Genomic DNA, 19,025 nt, shown 5'->3' with positions numbered 1-19,025 from the left:
GGCCCCACCCGCGCACGCTGCCGCCGCCGACGCTGGGTCGCCGAACGTCCACCTCTTCTACTACCCGTGGTACGGCAGCCCCGTCGGCAGCGGCAGTTGGCGCCACTGGCCCCAGGGCGGGCACACCCCGCCCGACGACGTCGGCGCCGACTACTACCCGGCGCTCGGCCCCTACGACTCCGGGGACATGGCGGGAGCCGTCGCCCAGCACATGAAGTGGGTGAAGCGCTCCGGCGCCGGCGTCCTCGTCTACAGCTGGTGGGGTCGTGGCGGTCACGAGGACCGGCTCGCCAAGGGGGTGCTGGACGCGGCCGCGAAGGAAGGCATCGAGGTGGCCTGGCACCTGGAGCCGTACGCGGGGCGCACCGCGGAGTCCACTGTGGCGGACATCCGCTACATCAACGCGGCCTACGGCGGCCACCCGGCGTTCCACCGCTCCGCCGAGCACGGCGACCGGCCCGCGTTCTACGTCTTCGAGAGCCTGCGCACCACCGACTGGGCCGCGCTCGACGAGGTGACGGACCGCAACATCGTCCTCGCGCAGACGACCGACACCACCAAGATCGCGCACTTCTCGGGGATGTACACCTACGACGGGATCGCGGGAGCCACCGCCCCCGGCTGGAAGCAGGCCGGTGACTACGCCCGCGCACACGACCTGATCTGGGCCCCGTCGGTCGCGCCCGGCTACATCGACGACCGCGCGGTCCCGGGGAACACCACGCCCACCCTCGGCCGCGCGGACGGAGCCGCGTACGACAAGCAGTGGAACAACGCCCTGGACCCGGCCGTCGGCGGCTCGCCCGCCTGGGTGTCGGTGACGTCCTTCAACGAGTGGCACGAGGGCAGTTCGATCGAGCCCGCCGACGGCTCACCCCCGGCCGGGCACGGCTACCTGACCTTCGAAGGGGCGTACGGGAAGACGGGTGAGGCGGCGCAGACCGCCTATCTGGACCGGACGGCCCACTGGGTGGACCGTTTCGAGTCGACGAGGGAGCTCGGGGCGGCGAGGGGGCGCGGGGTGACGAAGGCGGACGGGGAGGCGTCCCTCAGGCCGCTGCCACCCGCTTGGTGATCTCCTCCTGCGTCAGATACGCGTCGGTCATCTCGAAGTCCTTGAGCGTGGCGGGCCGTTGGCGCTGGAAACTGGTGCGTACGTAATCGTCGCCAGCGACCGCGTTGAGCCCCCAGTTCGCGGCCGTCCGGAAGCGGGCCGTCAGCGTGCGCAGGGCCCCCAGGTGGTAGCCGCGCGCCACGATCTGGGCGGGCAGCCCGGTCAGCTGCACGCCCAGCGGCTTCGACACCGCCTGAATGCCGCCGAGGTCGACGACCAGGCCCATGTCCTTGTGCTTGTAGTCGGTGAGCGGGAAGCCGCGCAGCGCCGCGACGAGGTTCCGCGCGGCGGCCCAGCCCTGGCGCATGGCGTGCTGCGCGGTCGGCGGGCAGATCGCGTCGCCGCCCTTGGCGAGGTCCGGTACGGCCGCCGCGTCGCCGAGCGCGAAGACGCCGTCGAGCCCGGGGACCGTCAGATCGGGCCTGACGACGAGCCGCCCCCGGTTGGTCTCGGCGTCCAGCGTCGCGATGAGCGGACTCGGCGCCACCCCCGCCGTCCAGATCAGCGTGCGGCACGGCAGGACCCGGTCGTCGGTGAGCGTGACGGTGTCCTCGGTCGCCTTGGCCACGGACACTCCGAGCGAGACGTTCACGCCCCGGCGCTGGAGGATCTCCATGGCCTTCTCGCCGAGCCGCTCGCCCAGCTCCGGCATCAGCTTCGGGGCGATGTCCACCAGGTGCCACTTGATCTGCGAGACGTCGAGGCCCGGATAGCGTTCGACCGCGGCGCACGTCAGACGCTGGAGGTACGCGGCCGTCTCCACGCCCGCGTACCCGCCGCCGACCACCACGAACTGCAGCCGCTGCGCGCGCTCTTCCCGGCTGGAGCTCGCCGCGGCCAGATCCAGCTGGGAGATCACGTGGTCGCGGATCCACGCGGCCTCGGCGAGCGTCTTCACGCCCACCGCGTGCCGGTCGACGCCGGGGATGTCGAACTGCCGCGTGACGCTGCCGGGCGTCAGGACGAGGTAGTCGTAGCGCTCCACGACCTCCTCGCCGTTGATCTTCCGGACGATCACCGCCTTGGCCTCGGGGTCGATGCCGACGGCGCCGCCCGGCACGATCCCGGTGCGGCGCAGCATCCGGCGCAACGGCACGGCCACCGACTGTGGGGTGAGCACTCCGGAGGCGACGTGCGGCAGCAGCGGCAGATACAGCTGGTGGGCCGTCGGACTGATCAGGCGCAGCTCCGCCTCGTGCGGCGAGAGCTTCTTCTCCAGCTTGTGAGCGCACTCCATGCCGGCGAAACCACCGCCGACGATGAGGATCCGGGGAGCTGCCATGTGATGTCTCTCCTGAGCGGTTGGAGATCGACTTCAGGGCCGTCGGGCCTGTCGGGGCTGTGGAAGATCTTCTGCGGACCGTACCCGTGGCCATGTACCCCTGCATCCTGGATGGATTGCTCGTGTGACGTGCTTCACACATCAGTGCTCTCCCTGTGCAACTCGCGTAAATGGTTGGCGCCGGATCGGGGGAGGGCGGGATGCTCCGTGGTGTCCGGGCCGCGCGGGTCCCCGCGACTGCGGTCCGTCTGCCCAGAGGGGGAGTTGCGATGACCGTCGCCGGTGCAGGTGAGTCCCGATCCCGACCCGAGGTCCGTACGGCGGCCGGGTCGCTGCGCGGCAGCAGGGAGGCGGGCGTCGCGGTCTTCCGGGGCATCCCGTTCGCCGAGCCCCCGGTCGGCGCGCTGCGCTTCGCGGCGCCGCGAGCGGTGCGCGGCTGGAGCGGGGTGCGCGAGGCCGTCGCCTATGGGCCGCCGCCCCCGCAGGGCGGTCACTTCGGCATGGAAGCGCTGGCTCAGGAAGCGGTGGGCGAGGACTGGCTGACCGTCAACGTCTGGTCGCCCGATCCCGGTCCCGGCGCGGCGCTGCCGGTGATGGTGTGGATCCAGGGCGGCGCCTTCACCATCGGCATGTCCGGCCTCCCCGAGTACGACGGCGGGCGCCTGGCGCGGGACGGCGGGGTCGTCGTGGTGACGTTCAACTACCGGGTGGGTCTCGAGGGCTTCGGTCAGATCGAGGGGGCGCCCGCCAACCGAGGGCTGCTCGACCAGATCGCCGCCCTGGAGTGGGTGCGCGACAACGTCCGGGCGTTCGGCGGCGACCCGGACCGGGTCACGGTCTTCGGGCAGTCGGCGGGCGGCGGGTCGGTCGCCGCGCTCCTCGCGGCGCGGGGCGCGGACGGACTCTTCGGCCGGGCCGTCGCGCAGAGCGCGCAGGGCACGTTCTTCTCGCCGGAGCTCGCCGCCGACATCGCCGCCGCGTGCGCGGCCGAACTGGGGCTGCGGCCCACGGTGGCCGACCTCCGCGACGTGGCGCCGCACCGGCTGTCCGTCGCGGGCGACGCGGTCGGCGCCGGGGCGGCCCGGCAGGGCGGGCGCTGGGGCAGGCCCGCGCTCCGGTCGATCACCTTCGCACCGGTCGTCGACGGCGCGACCCTGACGGTCACCCCGTGGCAGGCGCTCGCCGAGGGCGCAGGCCGGCACATCGACCTTTTGGTCGGCCACACCCGCCACGAACAGCGGCTGCTCACCGCGCTGGACGGACTCCTCGGACAGGTCGGCGAGGAGACCGCGGCGGCCGCCCTGCACGCGTTCGCCCCGGGCCCGGACGGCGCCCGCGCCTACCGCGACGCCCACCCGGAGGCGGGCCCGGACGAGCTCTACGATCTGGTGCTGTCCGACTGGCTGTTCCGTATGCCGTCCCTGCACCTCGCAGAGGCTCAGGCGGCCTCCGGCGGCCGGGTCCACGCCTACGAGCTGACCTGGCCCGCCCCCGGAATGGAAGGCGTACTGGGCGCCTGCCACGGCCTCGACGTGCCCCTCGTCTTCGGCAACCTCGACCGAGGCCAGCCCGCCGCACTGATCGGCGGGGCCCCCGCCGCCGGAACCGAGTCCGAGGCGGAGCTCCTCTCCGCCCGCATGCGCTCCGCATGGACCGCCTTCGCCGCCCACGGCGACCCCGGCTGGCCCGCGTACGACCGCGACAAGCGCCTCGTGCAGCTCTTCGACGCCCGGCCGACCGTCACCGCCTACCCGGAGGAGGCGTCACGCCTGATCTGGCAGGACCACGCCTTCTCCGTGCTGCCGCTGCTCCCGGCAGGTCAGATTCCGGGCCGGTAGCGGAGCGGGTGGTCGCGCGGGACCTCGACGAGCACGATCCGGACACCGTCCGGATCCGCGATCCACATCTCGATCAGGCCCCACGGCTCCTCGACCGGCGGCCGCAGCACCTCGACGCCACGCGCCACCAGCTCCTCGTGGGCCGCCGCGACGTCCGCGACCTGGAGCCAGAGCCGCAGACCGGGCGCGGACGGGGTGTCGGAGCGGCCGGACACCTCCAGGAACCCGCCGCCGAGGAAGTAGACCGTGCCGCGCTCGGGGCCGGTGCCGAACTCGCGGTGGACGGCGAGGCCCAGCGCCTCGCCGTAGAAGGCACGGGAGCGCTCCGGATCGGTGGGGCGCAGAAGCATCCTGCTGCTCAGTACGTGGACCATGCGGCCGCACCCTAATGCCCGCGGCCGGGGGTTAGGCTCGACGGCGCCCCATACCGCGTCAAGATTCGGAGAGCCAGGTCCATGGACACCGCCCCGCGCCCCACCTCAGGAGAGCTCATCTTCCGCGACGCCGTCGCCGCCGACGTGGCCGCCGTCGTCGCGCTGATCGAGTCGGCGTACCGCGGTGACGCCAGCCGGGTCGGGTGGACCACGGAGGCCGACCTCCTGGAGGGGCAGCGCACCGACCCGCAGGGCGTCGTCGACGTCATCGAGTCGCCGGCGAGCCGACTGGTCGCGGTCGAGCGGGACGGCGCGCTCGTCGCCTGCTGCCAGCTCGAACACCGTGGGGACCACGCCTACTTCGGGATGTTCGCGGTCAGTCCGGCGCTGCAGGGCGCGGGCCTCGGCAAGGTGATCATCGCCGAGGCCGAGCGGACGGCGCGCGAGGCGTGGGACGTCCGCGAGATGCACATGACCGTGATCTCCGCCCGCGACGACCTCATCGCCTGGTACGAGCGGCGCGGCTACCGCCGTACGGGAAAGATGACCCCCTTCCCGTACGGCGACGAGCGCTTCGGCATCCCGCAGCGGGACGACCTGCAGTTCGAGCTGCTGGTCAAGGACCTCGCCCAGGCGCGGCCCGGACGTGCCTAGGCCGTGAAGCGGCCCGTGCGCTTGATCTCGGGATAGTCGGTGGTCGCCCCGTCCAGCTGGAGGGCCCGCACCAGGCGCAGGTCGTCCTGCGTGTTCACGACCCAGCCGATGATCCTGAGGTCGGCCTTCTTGGCGCGCTCGACGATCTCCAGCGTCAGGCGCCGGATGTTGAGGACGAGGGTGGTGGCGCCGACGGCGGTGGCGCGCTCCACGACGTCGGTGCCGTAGCGGCTCGCGACGAGCGCGGTGCGCACCCCGGGGACGAGGCGGGCGATCTCGGCGATCGCCTCGTCGTGGAAGGAGATCACCTCCACCCGCGCGACCAGATCGCGGCTGTGCATGACCTCGGCGAGGGCGCGCGCGGCCGCGACGTCCTTGATCTCGGCCTGCAGCGGTGCCTTCACCGCGTCCAGGACCTCTTCGAAGACGGGGATGCGCTCGCCGCGCCCCGCGTCCAGCTCCCGCAGCTCGGCGAGGGTCTTCTCGGCGATCGGCCCCTTGCCGTCGGTCGTACGGGCCACGTCGGCGTCGTGCATGACGACGAGGGCGCCGTCCTTGCTCAGATGCAGATCCAGCTCGATGAGGTCGAGGCCCGCCGCTTGCGCGGCGACGAAGGACCGCAGGGTGTTCTCGGGTTCGACACCCATGACCCCGCGATGACCGATGGTGAGGAAGTTCAAGATCCACTCGCTTCCGTCGACGGAGGCTCGGCGACCGCACGGCGGAGGTAGCCGCGCGGCAATGTCGCAGCCTAATGGCCCGCCTCGGTGAAGGAACCGTGTGGACGCGGGTGAGTGGACTCGTCCGATCTGGTTCCCGCGATCCCGAGGAGGAGCCCGGTGATGAGGGCGGCGACAAGGACGGCGCGGGTGCTCACGGGTGCGCTGCTCCGTACGGCGGGGGACGGGTGACCCCGTCCGTCCTACCGGGAGGAGCGCTGCCGGGGCGAGTCGCTTCACCCGGGGGTGGGCGAGTCCTCCACGGGTTGACCGGGCGGCTCGACGGACTCCTCCTCGGCGGCCGCGGAAGTCGTGCTCGGTGCGTGTGCTGCGTGTGCCGAGTGTGGTGTGTGTGCTGCGTGTGCCGAGTGTGGTGTGTGTGCTGCGTGCGGTGCCGCGCCCTCGCCCCCCGCTTCCAGCGCGGCGAGGTCGTCGAGCATCGCCTCGGCCAGCTCCACCTCCGACTCCAGGCGCCGCTCGCTCCACCGCAGCGCGACCTGGGGATGGGACCACGCCTGTGCCCCGTCCACCCGCGCGAGCGCGTCCCTGACCTCCTTCAACTCGCCCCTGGTCTGCGTGATGTGCCCGGCGACCAGCTCCCGCAGCCGGTGCGGGGCCGTGAGGTGGCCGAGCCAGATCCGCAGGAGCAGCGGGTGCTTGAGGACGGGCGGGCCCACGTCCCGCCCGGCATCGGCCCAGTCGGCGAGTGCGGCGCGGCCTTCGTCGGTGATGGCGTACGCGCGCTTCGCGCGGGGCTCCTCGGGCCCCGAGCGGCGCGACGTGGCGTACCCGAGCGCTTCGAGGCGGCGCAGCTCGGCGTAGATCTGGCTGATCGCGGGCGACCAGTAGAAGAAACGGAGGGAGGCGTCGGCCCACTTCTTGAGCTCGTAGCCGGTCCGCTCCCCGGGAAAGGAGAGCAGCCCGAGCACGGCCCACGCGGTCGGCGGCAGCGCGCCGCCGCCGTCGGCCGGTTCGGTGGATCCCTGCTGCGAGGTACTTCGACGGGCCGCCATAGGGCGCATTGAAGTGAACGGGATGGTGGAGGCGCAAGGGTGGGCGGCTGCCGCTCCCGGTGCGACGTGTGGAGGTCCTGCGGTGCGGGGTGGGCTTGTGCGCTGCCCTGGGTCGGTGGCGGGGCCGTCCTGGGGGAGAGGGCGGCCCCGTCCTTGGGGTGCGGTCAGCGGCTGTAGTGGCCCGCGGCCTTCCGTACCGTTTCCGGCTTGACGTCTCCCCGGCGTGCCAGCGCGGCCAGCGCCGTGACCGCGATCGAGGGGGCGTCGACGCCGAAGTGCCTGCGGGCGTTCTCACGGCTGTCGGAGAGGCCGTAGCCGTCCGTGCCGATGGACGTCCAGTCCTGTTCCACCCACGGCCGGATCTGGTCGGGCACGGCCCGCATCCAGTCGCTCACCGCCACGACGGGGCCGGGGGCGCCCCTGAGGGCGCGGGTGACGTAGGGGACCCGGTCGCTCGTGGCGGCGTCCTGCGCCGCGGCCGCGAGGTTCGCCGCGTCGCAGGCGAGCGCGTCACGGCGCAGCTCGGTCCAGGACGGCGCCGACCACACGTCCGCGGCGACTCCCCAGTCCTCGGCGAGCAGTTGCTGTGCCGCCAGGGCCCAGTGGATGGCGGTGCCGGACGCCAGGAGTTGCAGGCGCGGGGCGTCGGCGGCCGGGGGCACGGCCTCCCGGTAGCGGTACAGGCCGCGCAGGATGCCCTCCTCCACGCCGTCACCGGTCGGCATCGGCGGCTGGACCTTCGTCTCGTTGTAGACGGTGAGGTAGTAGAAGACGTCCTCCGCGTCGGGGCCGAACATGCGCCGCAGACCGTCCCTGACGATCACCGCGACCTCGTACGCGAAGGCCGGGTCGTAGCTGATGGCGGCCGGATTGGTCGATGCGATCAGGTGGGAGTGCCCGTCCGCGTGCTGAAGGCCCTCGCCCGTCATCGTGGTGCGTCCCGCCGTGGCCCCTATGGCGAAGCCGCGGCCCAACTGGTCGCCCAGCGCCCAGAACTGATCCGCCGTCCGCTGCCAGCCGAACATCGAGTAGAAGATGTAGAACGGGATCATCGGCTCGGCGTGCGTCGCGTACGAGGTCGAGGCCGCCGTGAGTGAGGCGAGCGAACCCGCCTCCGTGATGCCCTCGTTGAGGATCTGCCCGTCGCGCGCCTCCTTGTAGTAGAGGAGCTGGTCGCGGTCGACCGGGTCGTAGGTCTGGCCGAGCGGCGAGTAGATCCCGGCCGACGGGAAGAGTGACTCCATGCCGAACGTGCGGGCCTCGTCGGGGACGATCGGCACCCAGCGCCCACCGGTCTCCTTGTCCCGCATCAGCTCCTTGACCAGCCGCACGAACGCCATGGTGGTGGCGATCTCCTGGGTGCCCGAGCCCTTCTTCAGCGCGGCGAACGCCTTGTCGGCGACGGCGGAATCGGCGACCGGCAGCGGCTTGGCGACGACCTTGCGGACGGGCGCGGGGCCGCCGAGCGCCGCGCGCCGCTCGCGCAGATAGGCCAGCTCGGGGGAGTCTTCGCCCGGATGCGCGTACGGCACCAGGTCGTCGTTCAACGCACTGTCGGGAATGGGGAGTTCCAGCAGGTCGCGCATGGCGCGGAACTCCTTGCCCGAGAGCTTCTTCATCTGGTGGTTGGCGTTGCGCGACTCGAAGCCCGGGCCGAGCGTCCAGCCCTTGACCGTCTGGACGAGGACGACGGTCGGCGCACCCTCGTGCTCGACGGCCGCCCGGTAGGCGGCGTACACCTTCCGGGGCTCGTGGCCCCCGCGCGACGTCCCCACGATCTCTTCGAGCTGTACGTCGGTGAGCTGATCGGCCAGCGGCCGCAGCGCCGGGTCGGCGCCGAGGAAGCGCTCGCGGATGTACGCGCCGTCGCGGGCGGCGAAGGTCTGGAACTGTCCGTCGGGGATGCGCCCCAGATGCCGTACGAGAGCCCCGTCGGCGTCCAGGGCGAGGAGCTGGTCCCAGGCCGATCCCCACAGCGACTTGACGACGTTCCAGCCGGCGGCGCGGAACTGGCGCTCCAGCTCCTGCACGATCTTGAAGTTGCCCCGCACGGGCCCGTCGAGGCGCTGCAGGTTGCAGTTGACGACGAACGTGAGGTTGTCGAGCCGCTCGCGGGAGGCCAGGGCCAGGGCTGCGGTCGCCTCCGGCTCGTCCATCTCGCCGTCCCCGAGGAACGCCCAGACGCGGGAGCCGGACGTGTCCTTGATGCCGCGGTGCTCCAGGTAGCGGTTGAAGCGGGCCTGGTAGATCGCGGAGAGCGGGCCGAGGCCCATCGACACGGTCGGGAACTCCCACAGCCAGGGCAGGCGGCGCGGGTGCGGGTAGGACGGCAGACCGTCGCCGCCCGCCTCCTGCCGGAACCGGTCCAACTGGCCCTCGCTCAGACGCCCTTCGAGGAAGGCGCGGGCATAGATGCCGGGCGACGCGTGGCCCTGGACGTACAGCTGGTCACCGGACCGGTCGGCCTCCTTGCCGCGGAAGAAGTGCTGGAAGCCCACTTCGTAGAGCCAGGCGGCGGAGGCGAAGGTGGCCATGTGCCCGCCGAGACCGCCGCGTTGGTTGCCGCGCGTGACCATCGCGGCGGCGTTCCAGCGGTTCCAGGCCGTGATCCGGGCCTCCATCGCCTCGTCGCCGGGGAAGGCGGGCTCGGCGGCGGTGGGGATGGTGTTGACGTACGGCGTCTCGAGCAGCGGCGGGAGGTCGATCCCGGTCCGCAGGGCGTGCTCGGCGAGACGGCGCAGCAGATGCGCGGCACGGTCGGGACCGCCGAACCGGGCGGCCGCGTCCAGAGATTCGCGCCATTCGGCGACCTCGGACGGGTCCTGGTCGGGAAGTTGGTCGAGCTGGGACACGGGTGATCCCCTTTCGCGTACGCATGAGTTCCAGGATGTGGAAACCCGGTTCCGTTATAAAGAAGCTAGGAGCCGCGAATGCATGCAGTCAACACTTACTTGTCGGTAATGAGCGATGATCGATCATTCGCTCCCGTGGGAGGCGGCCGGTTTCGCGTAGTTCAGGACGTGCAGCTGCACCAGTCGACCGACGTACGGATCCTGTCGCCGGAACGCCTCGACGATGGCCTCGTGGTCGCAGGCGTTCTCGTGCGGCTCGGTGCGCAGCCACTTGAGGGAGAGCCGGGTCCACAGCTCGATGGCCAGGGACTCCCAGTTGCGCAGCAGGACCTGGTTGCCGGAGGCGCGGACGATCTCGCGGTGGAACTCCACGCCGTGGTGGATCTGCCCCTCGACGTCGTCCGCCCGTGCCAGCTCCCGCAGCCGCTCCAGGTGATGCTCCAGCCGCTCCAGAACCGCCGTTTCACCTGCCATCCGCTGCACCGCGAGTTCCGCGGCGAGCTTCTCCAGCGCGGCCCGCACGGGGTACACCTCGGTGAGCTGTCCCGGGGTCAGCTCCTTCACCCGCATGCCCTTGTTGGGGATCGACTCGACCAGCTGCATGGCCTGCAGATCGCGCAGCGCCTCGCGGATCGGGGTCTGGCTGACGCCGAGCTCCAGGCCGATGCGGCGCTCCACGATCCGGTCCCCGGGTTGCCAGCGGCCGTTCAGCAGGCCCTCCAGCACGAAGTCGCGCACCTGCTCGCTGAGCGGGACGCGCGCCACGGGGGCCGGGACGGAGGGGATGCGCGTGCGGTCGGGTGTTCCGGCGGTCATCTGGGCTCTCCAGGAGGGAATGCGAGGTAGATGAATGATGATCGATCATTTGTTCCTGAACCGTACCGTGGGAGGCCTCCTGCCGATAGGGGGATCTTCCGTCGGCAGGGGACCTTTGGGCGGCAGAGGGCCTTTGGGGGTGAGAGGGGGATCAGGCCGGACCGCGGCCCGGCTGACGGTTCGCCGCCAGCGTGAGGGTGCGGGCCCGCTGGGCGATCTCGTCCAGCTGCGCGGCCGGGCTGTAGACCGTCAGCGCCGAGTGCAGCTTGTCGAGGAGCAGGGTGTCCGGCGCCGGGGCGGTCTCGCCGTCGTACGCGAGCCTCGCCACGTCCTCCAGTCCGCTGAGCCGCAGCTGTTCGACGCGCTCGGTGCGGAACACCCTGGAGCGCCGCAGCGCACCGCCCAGGGAGGACAGGGCGACGCGGATCCGGGCCAGCGGCGCCTCCGCGTCGACCGTGCGGATGTCGAGGAGGCCGTCGTCCATGCGGGGCCGGTGCGTGGGCGCGAGCCCGTCCGGCGCGTACTGCCCATTGCCCGCGAACAGCAGCCACAGGACCCGGTCGTGTCCGTCGAGCCGGATCCGCAGCGGGGTGGCGGTCCGCAGCACCTCGACGAACGACACGGCCGCCGCGGGCCACTTGCCGATGCGTCCCTCCAACTTCTCGCGCTGGCGCACGAGTTCCGGATAGAGCCCGATGCTGAACGTGTTGACGAAGCCGGTGACGTCTTTGCCCGCGCCGTCGCGCACCCGTGCCAGGTCGACGCGGACGGCCTCGCCCCGCCGGACGGCGTGCGCGGTGTCCTCGAAGGTGGGCGTGCCCGCGTCCAGGGCGAAGTGGTTGAGGGTGCCGCCGGGGAAGACCGCCAGCGCGAGCCCCGCCTCCGCGGCGCGCCGGGCGGTGGCGTTCACCGTGCCGTCCCCGCCGCAGACGCCGAGCACCCCGGCCGTCGCGGTGGCCCGCTCCACGGCCTCGTCCAGGATCTCGCCGAGGTCGTCGCCCGGGCCGCACGCCAGGACCTCGGCCTTCGGCAGCAGCAGCTCCAGGTGGTCCCGCGCGGGCAGCCGTCCCGGAACGCCCTTCCCGGAACCGGAGTTGAGAACGATGACGAGCCCCTCGCCCTCGGGCAGCGCGGGCGCCTTCACCCGGGACCGCCGGTGCTGCGCGGGGGAAGGACGCGGCGGCCACCAGTAGCAGGTCGCCGCGGCGGCCGCCGCGCCCAGCGCGCAGCCCGCGAGGACGTCACCCGGGTAGTGCACCCCCACGTACACCCGGGAGAACGCCACGGCCGCGGCGACCGGCGCGAGCAGCGCGCCGTACCGGGGCGTCTCCAGCGCCACCCCCACGGCGAACGCCGCCGCCGACGCGGCGTGCCCGGACGGGAACGAGGACGTCCACGGCGCCTTCGAGAGGCGGCGCATCGCCGGGACGGTGTCGAGGACGGGGCGGTGTCGACGTACGGCGTACTTGGCCACGGCGTTCGTGGTCACCGAGGCCAGCGCGAGCGCGCCGACCCCGCGCCGCGCCGCGCGCCGGGCCGCCGGGCCCCCGACGACCGCGAGGGCGGCCGCCGCACCGAACCACAACCGCCCGTGGTTCGCCGCCGAACTCAGCGGCGGCAGCACCTGCTCCGCACCCGGCAGCCGCGCCGACGCCACCCGTTCGAACCATCGCCGGTCGATGCTCCCGATGCGTTTCATGGCCTCACTTGACCAGGGAGACACGGCGCAGGCCCGCATTGCTCGCCCGAACGGGGTACGTGTCGCAGTCTTGGGAACGGCCCCCGGCCGACGGGTGGCAGCCGACCGGACGGAGAACCGCATGACGCCGAGCCGCTCCCTCGACGTGCAGGTCAAGCGCGTCTACGACGAGGCGTCGTCCGGCGACGGCACCCGTGTCCTGATCGACGGACTGTGGCCGCGCGGGGTGTCCAAGGACCGGGCGCGGCTCGACGCCTGGGACAAGGAACTGGCCCCGTCGAACGAGCTGCGCCGCTGGTACGACCACGACCCCGACCGGTTCGAGGAGTTCGCGGAGCGCTACCGCCACGAGCTGGCCGACCCGGAGAGGTCCGCGGAACTCGACCGGCTGCGCGGCCTGGCCCGTGAGGGCCGACTGACCCTGCTCACGGCCACGAAGGACCTGCCGCACGGGCACGTGCGCGTGCTCGTCGACGTGCTCGAACCGGGAAGGCGGGACGGGCGGGACGGAGGAGAGAAGGGGTAAGCATGGAGGCGGGGGACACCAGAGGCGCATTACGGACGCACCAGTAGGCACACCGCAGGTTCACCAGCAGGCACGTCAGAAGCACGACAGGATCTCCAGGAGGTACACACCGTGCTCGTCGACCTATCCGGTAAGACCGCGCTCGTCACCGGCTCGACCCAGGGAATCGGCGCGGCCATCGCCGCCGGTCTGGCACGGGCGGGCGCCCGGGTGGCGGTGAACGGGCGGTCCCGTGACTCCGTGGCCGCAGCCGTCGACCGGCTCAAGGGCGAGTCCGACGGCGCCGAGTTCCTCCCGGCACCGGGGGACATCTCCACCGACGAGGGCGCGGACCAGGTCTTCGGGGCCGTCCCGCGGGCCGACATCCTCGTGAACAATCTCGGTGTCTTCGGAGCCGAGGCCGCCCTCGACATCAGCGACGACGAATGGCGCCGCTACTTCGAGGTCAACGTGCTGACCGCGGTGCGGATGATCCGCCGCTATCTGCCGGGCATGAAGGACGGTTCCTGGGGCCGGATCCTGAACATCGCCAGCGACTCGGCGCTCGTCACGCCCGCGGAGATGATCCACTACGGCATGTCGAAGACCGCGCTGCTTGCGGTGTCGCGGGGCTTCGCGAAGGAGGCGGCGGGGACCGGCGTCACCGTCAACTCCGTGATCGCGGGCCCGACGCACACCGGCGGCGTGGAGGACTTCGTCTACGAACTGGTCGACCGCGCGCTGCCGTGGGACGAGGCGCAGCGGAAGTTCATGACCGAGCACCGCCCCCAGTCGCTGATCCAGCGGCTCATCGAGCCGGAGGAGATCGCGCACATGGTCGTCTACCTCAGCTCCCCGCTGGCATCCGCGACGACGGGCGGCGCGGTGCGGGTGGACGGCGGGTACGTGGACTCGATCGTTCCGTAGCCGGTCCGATCGCCGCCGGTCCTGGCGCGGGTTTGCCGGAACGGCAACGAACATCGCCCGGCCGCGGACGCGCGCCGCATGCTCGGGGCCGGAGTCGCCGCCGCCGGAGCCCCAGGAGGATCCATGCCCCAGCCCCAGCCCCAATCCCAACGTCCGCCCGAGCCCCGCACCTCGCCCGCCGGGGACCTCACCCACCGCCTGGTCGCCTCGTCCGCGGGCCGCATCCACCTGGTGGAGCAGGGCACGGGACCCCTCGTCCTGCTGGTGCACGGTTTCCCCGAGTCCTGGTACTCCTGGCGACGGCAGCTCCCCGCCCTGGCCGCGGCCGGGTATCGCGCGGTCGCCGTCGACGTGCGCGGCTACGGCCGTTCGTCGCGGCCCACGGACACCTCCGCGTACCGGATGCTCGACCTGGTCGAGGACGGCGTCGCCGTGGTGCGTGCGCTCGGCGAGGAGACCGCGGTGATCGTGGGGCACGACTGGGGCGCGAACATCGCCGCGCACTCCGCGCTCGTCAGGCCCGACGTCTTCCGCGCGGTCGGCCTGCTGAGCGTCCCGTACACGCCGCCGGGCGGCCCGCGGCCCGGTGAGGTGTTCGCGGGGATGGGTGGGGACGAGGAGTTCTATGTCTCGTACTTCCAGGAGCCCGGCCGCGCCGAGGCCGAGATCGAACCGGACGTCCGGGGCTGGCTCGCCGGTTTCTACGCCGCGCTCTCCGCCGACACGATGCCCGGCCCGGACGCGCCGGACCCGCACTTCGTGAGCCGTGGCGGGCGGCTGCGGGACCGGTTCCCCGAGGGGCGGCTGCCCGGCTGGCTCGACGAGCGGGATCTCGACGTCTACGCCGCGGAGTTCGAGCGGACCGGCCTGACGGGTGCGCTCAACCGCTACCGGAACATGGACCGCGACTGGGCGGACCTCACCCCGCGCTTCGCCGGTGCGCCGATCCGTCAGCCGTCCCTGTTCATCGGCGGGGCCATGGACGCCTCGACCGTGTGGCTGGCGGACGCGATCAAGTCGTTCCCCGACACCCTGCCGGGCCTGCACGCCTCGCACGTCCTGGAGGGCTGCGGCCACTGGGCCCAGCAGGAACGGCCCGCCGAGGTCAACGGACTCCTGACGGAGTGGCTGGGCACCCTGGACGGCTGACGTACAAGGACCACGGTCCGCCGGGCTACCGGTTCGCGGCTTCGCGGGAGGCGGTCCGGTTCGTGCGACCGACCGCGCGGCCCACCGCGTTGCGCACCGCGAGGCCCGGTCGGGTACGGGGCACCATGAGCCTGGAGAGCAGACCGACGCGTCGCTGCCGCGGACCCACCTCACGGCGGAGCCGCGACTCGTAGGCGGCGAAGGCGCGGGCGTGATCACCGGGGTGGGCGGCGAGCTCTTCCGCGAGGGCGTACGCGCCCGCCATCGCCATGCTGGACCCGTCGCCCAGCAGGGCCGTCGCCGCCGCCGCGTCCCCGAGCAGGACGACCCGTCCGCGGGACCACGAGGGCACCCGGATGGTGGTCAGGGGGTCGAAGAACGGAGCCGGGTGGTCGAGGAACGCCGCCACGAGTTCCGGTGCCCGCCACCGCACGTCGGCGTAGGCGTCGGCCACGGTCTGCTTGTGCAGGGCGGTGTTCTTGCGGTCGTGGGGCGCCAGTTGTGCGGCCCGGAAGGTGAAGATCGCTAGCGGGGTGGTCCGCGAGGGGTGGACGACCAGCATCCGGTTCGGCACGGTCAGCATCGTCATCTCGCTCGGGTCGTCGACGGCGTCGGGTTCCAGCGGCACGGTCGCGTTGTACAGGCCCAGGTCGCTCGCGAACTGCCGCTCGGGTCCGAATGCCAGGCGCCGTACGGTGGAGTGGATCCCGTCGGCACCGACCACCAGGTCGAAGCGTCGTGGCGCGGACCGCCGGAAGGTGACGTCGACCCCGCCTCCGTCCTGGTCGAGAGCGGTGACCGTGTCGTCGAACAGGAACTCGGCCTCGGTCCGCGCCGACCGGTGGAGCACCTCGGACAGGTCGGCTCGGGTCACCTCGACCGTCGGCGCGCCGTCCGAGGCGAGCGGGGTTCGCAGGATTCGCCTGCCGCCGGGGTCGAGCAGGGTCAGTGACCGATTGCGCGTGGCGAGCCCGCGGAGCTGCGGAAGGATGCCCATGCGGTCGGCGACCGGGATCGCGGGCCCCTTCACGACGATTGCGCTGCCACCGGAGCGCAGCTGCCGGGCATGTTCGACGACCGTCGGCCGGTAGCCGTTCCGGGAGAGCCAGTACGCGAGTGCGGGCCCTGCGATTCCCGCACCGACTATCAGCGCCTCGGGCTTCTTCATGACGATGACCTCTCGGAGTGTCGCTGACCAGGTCCCCGGCGAGTCCCGTGGCCGGGCTCAGGGCGCACGGCGGCACGGGGCAGCGCAGTCAGCACTATCGGGCTCAGGTACGAAAAACTTCGTACCTGAGTGGAGCACATCGTTCAGGTACGATTCAAGTCGTACCTGAAGGGGGTGCCACGTGACCGGGAAGAACCTGGTCGGCCCGGAGGCCGATGCGCTCGATCTGGGTGCGGTGTTCCGTGCACTCGCCGACGAGCACCGCCGTGCGGTGATGACGCAGTTGGCCGCCGACCGCAGCGACGGCGAGCGGGGCTGCAACTCGTTCGATCTGCCGATCTCGAAGCAGACCCAGACCCACCACTTCCGCGTCCTGCGCGAGGCGGGTCTCATCGACGAGATCGACTACGGCAACCGCAAGGGCGTCCGGCTACGACGCACGGACATCGAGAAGAGATTCCCCGGGCTGCTCGCCCTCCTGGGAGCAGAGCCCCCGAGCGATACCGCTCCCCGCTGACACCGCCGTCCGGCACCGCATCGTCGGCGACGAAGTCGGCGCGGGCGGCGTTACCGGGCGCGGCGCAGGGTCTTTCGGCGCTTGGTCGTTGAGATGTGCCAGTGGTCCGAATGCCCGTGCTCTCCCAACGTCAGATGCACGTTCCGAAGGGTGCCACTGTGGTTGAAAGGCCACCGGTGTCTCCCCGTGATCGTTGCCGGATGCAGAGCGGCGGGGCCGATCAGGTCCGGCATGAGGTCCCGGATCCACTCGGTACCGTCGGCGTCCAGGAAGGTCACATCGAAACGCCGCACCAACTCCGGCTGGACGGTCACTTCATCGGCACCATCGCAGGACACTTCTTCGCCGGGCCGGATGAGCGGCGCGAGGAGCGAGGTGTTCACGATTCGGTGTCCTTCGGTGATGTCCGGATCGTGCTCCACGACGAGGTGAACCCCTGACACGTGACGATCGGCCTGGTTGGCCACGTGCGTTCGGTATCTGCGGCATTCGTGCGGCAGGGCCGCAGTCTGTTCGAGCCAGCAGATGACTTGGGCGGCTTCTTGGCGTTCCTCCTTCCGGCGGTCTCGAAGCAGGATGTAGAACCCAAGGAGCAGCGACCCGCTCGTCAGGATCGCACTCGCCCAGGCCGGCACCGTTCCCCAGTCCAAGCCGTCCAGCTCGGCAGCGCTCCAGTCCAGTCCGCTCATGGCGTCATCTTCGCGCCGAATCCGCCTGCTCGGACCGGACTTCAAGCACTTCAGGGAACCTGTCTGCCCCCCCCGGATCAGTCTCCCTGAGACCAGGCCGCGCTCGGCAGCGACAGGTAGACGCCGAAGTCGACGAGCCCGGTCGCGGCGCGGATGTCGGCGTGCAGCGCATCCACGCGCTCTTGGCGGTTGGCTTCCCTGCTGGCGGACCACTTCGACTTGATCTCGATCACCACCGTCAGCCCGCTACGGTCCAGCGGGCCCAGAGGCCGGAAGCGGATCTCGACGTCCCCGGGTTGCAGCTCGCCGTCGTACGGCTCCTCGGGACACTCCACGGCCAGGGACACCAAGTGCGGCAGCATCGAGCCCAGTTCGCGTAGTCGGGGCTCGGGCACCGTGGGCGCGTAGGTCACTTCGACGAGCGGCATCCTCGACACCCTAGGCGACGAGCTGAGGAGAACGTCACCGCGGGTGCTCTCAGGGAAACGTGACCGTCGGATCCACGGGCGTGAGGACCAGCCAGCGCAGCGCCGTGTCGGCGAAGCGCCCGTACGCCGAGACGCGCACGTCGAACGGGTCGGGTGCCACCAGCGGGAAGTACATGGGGAGCGCCGCGTCGTCGAGGGGTGCCCGGACGTCGGCCGTGCCGGCCCAGAGCTCGGCGACGCCCGGCTCGCGCCGCACCGTCCGCACCACCTCGTCCAACCGCTCGTTGTCCGGCCAGCGCTGCCAGGCGAGGCGCAGCCGCCCGAGCAGCGGGGCCGCCCACCTCGTGTCCCAGTCGCGCAGCTGATACCGGGCCTCCGCGGAGAACGCCCAGGTCATGACGTTCGCGTCCGCGCGGGCCAGCCAGGGGCAGTGCCGCGCCGCCACGGCGTTGACGGCGACCACGTCCCAGGCCTGGTCGCAGATCCAGCTCACCCGGCGCTGCTGGTGCAGCAGATCGAGCATCGCGGCGTCCGGCCGGGCGCCCTCGGTCCGGTGCCGGGGCGGCGGGTGGCCGGTGCCGCGGTGGAGGGCGGTCGACTGGCGGGGGGAGAGGTCGAGGATCCGCGCGACGCCGGCGATCATCTCGCGCGCGTACTTGCGGTCCTCGCCCCGCTCCAGCGCGCGGTACCAGCGCTCCGAGACCCCGAGCAGCAGGGCCATGTCGAGCTGGGTGAGGTACGTGCGGTGGCCGCGGAAGGGGACGGGGCCGGGCAGCAGGGCGGGGTCCCGCGCCATCCGCCAGGCACGCAGCATTCTTCCCAGGTCCTCACGTCGCGCGTCCACCAAGAGTAAAGACCTCGCAAAAATGGGGCTGTCGTACGAAGAGTGCCGCGTGCCCCGCACGGATCTCGGCCGGTCCGGGGCACGGTGTCAGCCTCGCACACGGCGCCGGTGACCGGAACGCGAGAGTGCCGGTATCGAGGCGTGCCGACCTTGGCGCGGCGCTGGCGGCCATGGTGGGCGTCCCGCCACCCGGCACGGCCGGAACTCCGGAGTTCCGGGTGCGGGGCCGCTGTTCCGCCGCGCGACCGGCCCTGTCCGGCGGCCGCGTGCACCACCCGCACACCTACGGAGAGTTCACCGATGAGCCACTTCCTTCCGGAGACCGATGCCGTGCTGACCGCCGCGCGCGGGCTGGCCCTGGCGCACGCCGGCCTGATCGAGGTGAACAGCAGCCCGCTCTACCTGCGGGCGCGGGACGCCGACCCGGCCCGCACGGT

At 72.0% G+C, this 19,025-nt stretch carries 18 protein-coding genes; 7 read left to right on the top strand and 11 right to left on the bottom strand.

Annotated elements, in window-relative coordinates; translation table 11 throughout:
* Positions 1–1,075 (top strand): glycoside hydrolase family 99 protein (locus tag AOK03_RS17355; protein WP_244177648.1); only part of this gene is annotated, 1,075 nt, incomplete at its 5' end.
* On the opposite strand, the gene AOK03_RS17350 is transcribed toward AOK03_RS17355, so the two are convergent.
* A complete protein-coding gene (locus AOK03_RS17350; protein ID WP_055566183.1) occupies positions 1,050–2,396 on the bottom strand; it encodes an NAD(P)/FAD-dependent oxidoreductase in 1,347 nt (448 codons plus the stop codon). The two genes, AOK03_RS17355 and AOK03_RS17350, sit on opposite strands and share 26 nt — an antisense overlap.
* A 269-nt stretch (positions 2,397–2,665) precedes the next feature.
* On the opposite strand from AOK03_RS17350, the gene AOK03_RS17345 reads away from it, so the two are divergent.
* Positions 2,666–4,234 carry a carboxylesterase/lipase family protein gene (locus tag AOK03_RS17345; protein ID WP_055566182.1) on the top strand — a complete coding sequence of 523 codons (1,569 nt, stop codon included), beginning with the start codon at positions 2,666–2,668 and terminating at the stop codon, positions 4,232–4,234.
* On the opposite strand, the gene AOK03_RS17340 is transcribed toward AOK03_RS17345, so the two are convergent.
* The gene (locus AOK03_RS17340; RefSeq protein ID WP_055566181.1) at positions 4,216–4,608 is read right to left on the bottom strand and encodes a VOC family protein; all 393 of its coding nucleotides are present in this window, start codon (positions 4,606–4,608) and stop codon (positions 4,216–4,218) included. The genes AOK03_RS17345 and AOK03_RS17340 overlap by 19 nt on opposite strands.
* An 81-nt stretch (positions 4,609–4,689) precedes the next feature.
* Here AOK03_RS17340 and AOK03_RS17335 point away from each other — a divergent pair, with 81 nt between their 5' ends.
* Positions 4,690–5,262, top strand: coding sequence for a GNAT family N-acetyltransferase (locus AOK03_RS17335; protein WP_055566180.1), 573 nt, complete (start codon positions 4,690–4,692; stop codon positions 5,260–5,262).
* On the opposite strand, the gene AOK03_RS17330 is transcribed toward AOK03_RS17335, so the two are convergent.
* From AOK03_RS17330 to AOK03_RS17310, 5 genes are all read right to left on the bottom strand, one after another.
* Entirely contained in the window at positions 5,259–5,942 is a 684-nt protein-coding gene (locus AOK03_RS17330; RefSeq protein ID WP_055566179.1) for a glycerophosphodiester phosphodiesterase, read from the bottom strand. The two genes, AOK03_RS17335 and AOK03_RS17330, sit on opposite strands and share 4 nt — an antisense overlap.
* A gap of 275 nt (positions 5,943–6,217) precedes the next feature.
* A complete protein-coding gene (locus AOK03_RS45005) occupies positions 6,218–6,994 on the bottom strand; it encodes a helix-turn-helix transcriptional regulator (protein ID WP_107098019.1) in 777 nt (258 codons plus the stop codon).
* Positions 6,995–7,158: 164 nt separating this feature from the next.
* On the bottom strand, positions 7,159–9,846 hold the full coding sequence (gene aceE, locus AOK03_RS17320; protein ID WP_055566178.1) for a pyruvate dehydrogenase (acetyl-transferring), homodimeric type: 2,688 nt from the start codon (positions 9,844–9,846) through the stop codon (positions 7,159–7,161).
* Between the two features lie 123 nt (positions 9,847–9,969).
* Positions 9,970–10,662 (bottom strand): GntR family transcriptional regulator, encoded by a 693-nt coding sequence (locus AOK03_RS17315; protein ID WP_079074785.1) that lies wholly within the window; start codon positions 10,660–10,662, stop codon positions 9,970–9,972.
* Positions 10,663–10,813: 151 nt separating this feature from the next.
* Positions 10,814–12,361 carry a diacylglycerol/lipid kinase family protein gene (locus tag AOK03_RS17310; RefSeq protein WP_055566177.1) on the bottom strand — a complete coding sequence of 516 codons (1,548 nt, stop codon included), beginning with the start codon at positions 12,359–12,361 and terminating at the stop codon, positions 10,814–10,816.
* A 121-nt stretch (positions 12,362–12,482) separates the two neighbouring features.
* On the opposite strand from AOK03_RS17310, the gene AOK03_RS17305 reads away from it, so the two are divergent.
* From AOK03_RS17305 to AOK03_RS17295, 3 genes are all read left to right on the top strand, one after another.
* Positions 12,483–12,887, top strand: coding sequence for a DUF488 domain-containing protein (locus AOK03_RS17305; RefSeq protein WP_055566176.1), 405 nt, complete (start codon positions 12,483–12,485; stop codon positions 12,885–12,887).
* A 111-nt stretch (positions 12,888–12,998) separates the two neighbouring features.
* Positions 12,999–13,793: an SDR family NAD(P)-dependent oxidoreductase gene (locus AOK03_RS17300; protein WP_055566175.1), complete on the top strand. Its 795-nt coding sequence runs from the start codon at positions 12,999–13,001 to the stop codon at positions 13,791–13,793.
* A gap of 123 nt (positions 13,794–13,916) precedes the next feature.
* Entirely contained in the window at positions 13,917–14,942 is a 1,026-nt protein-coding gene (locus AOK03_RS17295; RefSeq protein WP_055566174.1) for an alpha/beta hydrolase, read from the top strand.
* Between the two features lie 25 nt (positions 14,943–14,967).
* Here the strand turns inward: AOK03_RS17295 and AOK03_RS17290 are convergent, their stop codons facing one another.
* Positions 14,968–16,110, bottom strand: coding sequence for an FAD-dependent monooxygenase (locus AOK03_RS17290; RefSeq protein WP_055566173.1), 1,143 nt, complete (start codon positions 16,108–16,110; stop codon positions 14,968–14,970).
* 181 nt (positions 16,111–16,291) lie between these two features.
* Between AOK03_RS17290 and AOK03_RS17285 the strand changes: the two genes are divergently transcribed.
* Complete coding sequence (locus tag AOK03_RS17285; RefSeq protein WP_055566172.1) at positions 16,292–16,627, top strand: ArsR/SmtB family transcription factor; 336 nt, start codon at positions 16,292–16,294, stop codon at positions 16,625–16,627.
* Positions 16,628–16,677: 50 nt separating this feature from the next.
* Here AOK03_RS17285 and AOK03_RS17280 read toward each other — a convergent pair whose 3' ends face one another.
* From AOK03_RS17280 to AOK03_RS17270, 3 genes are all read right to left on the bottom strand, one after another.
* Positions 16,678–17,316, bottom strand: coding sequence for a hypothetical protein (locus tag AOK03_RS17280; RefSeq protein ID WP_055566171.1), 639 nt, complete (start codon positions 17,314–17,316; stop codon positions 16,678–16,680).
* Positions 17,317–17,393: 77 nt separating this feature from the next.
* Entirely contained in the window at positions 17,394–17,744 is a 351-nt protein-coding gene (locus AOK03_RS17275) for a hypothetical protein (RefSeq protein WP_055566170.1), read from the bottom strand.
* A 49-nt stretch (positions 17,745–17,793) separates the two neighbouring features.
* Positions 17,794–18,558, bottom strand: coding sequence for an MmyB family transcriptional regulator (locus AOK03_RS17270; protein ID WP_055566169.1), 765 nt, complete (start codon positions 18,556–18,558; stop codon positions 17,794–17,796).
* Positions 18,559–19,025: the final 467 nt, after the last annotated feature.

It is taken from the genome of Streptomyces atriruber (assembly GCF_001418325.1).
Taxonomy (GTDB): Bacteria; Actinomycetota; Actinomycetes; order Streptomycetales; family Streptomycetaceae; genus Streptomyces; species Streptomyces atriruber.
Note: the sequence above shows the minus strand (reverse complement) of the source record. Positions and strands in the feature narration are given on the sequence as shown.

Coding starts and splice junctions, on each gene's coding strand:
- AOK03_RS17340 (WP_055566181.1), bottom strand. CDS start 4,608: ATGGTCCACGTACTGAGCAGCAGGATGCTTCTGCGCCCCACCGATCCG.
- AOK03_RS17335 (WP_055566180.1), top strand. CDS start 4,690: ATGGACACCGCCCCGCGCCCCACCTCAGGAGAGCTCATCTTCCGCGAC.
- AOK03_RS17280 (WP_055566171.1), bottom strand. CDS start 17,316: ATGAGCGGACTGGACTGGAGCGCTGCCGAGCTGGACGGCTTGGACTGG.
- AOK03_RS17315 (WP_079074785.1), bottom strand. CDS start 10,662: ATGACCGCCGGAACACCCGACCGCACGCGCATCCCCTCCGTCCCGGCC.
- AOK03_RS17310 (WP_055566177.1), bottom strand. CDS start 12,361: ATGAAACGCATCGGGAGCATCGACCGGCGATGGTTCGAACGGGTGGCG.
- AOK03_RS17290 (WP_055566173.1), bottom strand. CDS start 16,110: ATGAAGAAGCCCGAGGCGCTGATAGTCGGTGCGGGAATCGCAGGGCCC.
- AOK03_RS17275 (WP_055566170.1), bottom strand. CDS start 17,744: ATGCCGCTCGTCGAAGTGACCTACGCGCCCACGGTGCCCGAGCCCCGA.
- AOK03_RS45005 (WP_107098019.1), bottom strand. CDS start 6,994: ATGGCGGCCCGTCGAAGTACCTCGCAGCAGGGATCCACCGAACCGGCC.
- AOK03_RS17350 (WP_055566183.1), bottom strand. CDS start 2,396: ATGGCAGCTCCCCGGATCCTCATCGTCGGCGGTGGTTTCGCCGGCATG.
- AOK03_RS17305 (WP_055566176.1), top strand. CDS start 12,483: ATGACGCCGAGCCGCTCCCTCGACGTGCAGGTCAAGCGCGTCTACGAC.
- AOK03_RS17295 (WP_055566174.1), top strand. CDS start 13,917: ATGCCCCAGCCCCAGCCCCAATCCCAACGTCCGCCCGAGCCCCGCACC.
- AOK03_RS17270 (WP_055566169.1), bottom strand. CDS start 18,558: ATGCTGCGTGCCTGGCGGATGGCGCGGGACCCCGCCCTGCTGCCCGGC.
- AOK03_RS17345 (WP_055566182.1), top strand. CDS start 2,666: ATGACCGTCGCCGGTGCAGGTGAGTCCCGATCCCGACCCGAGGTCCGT.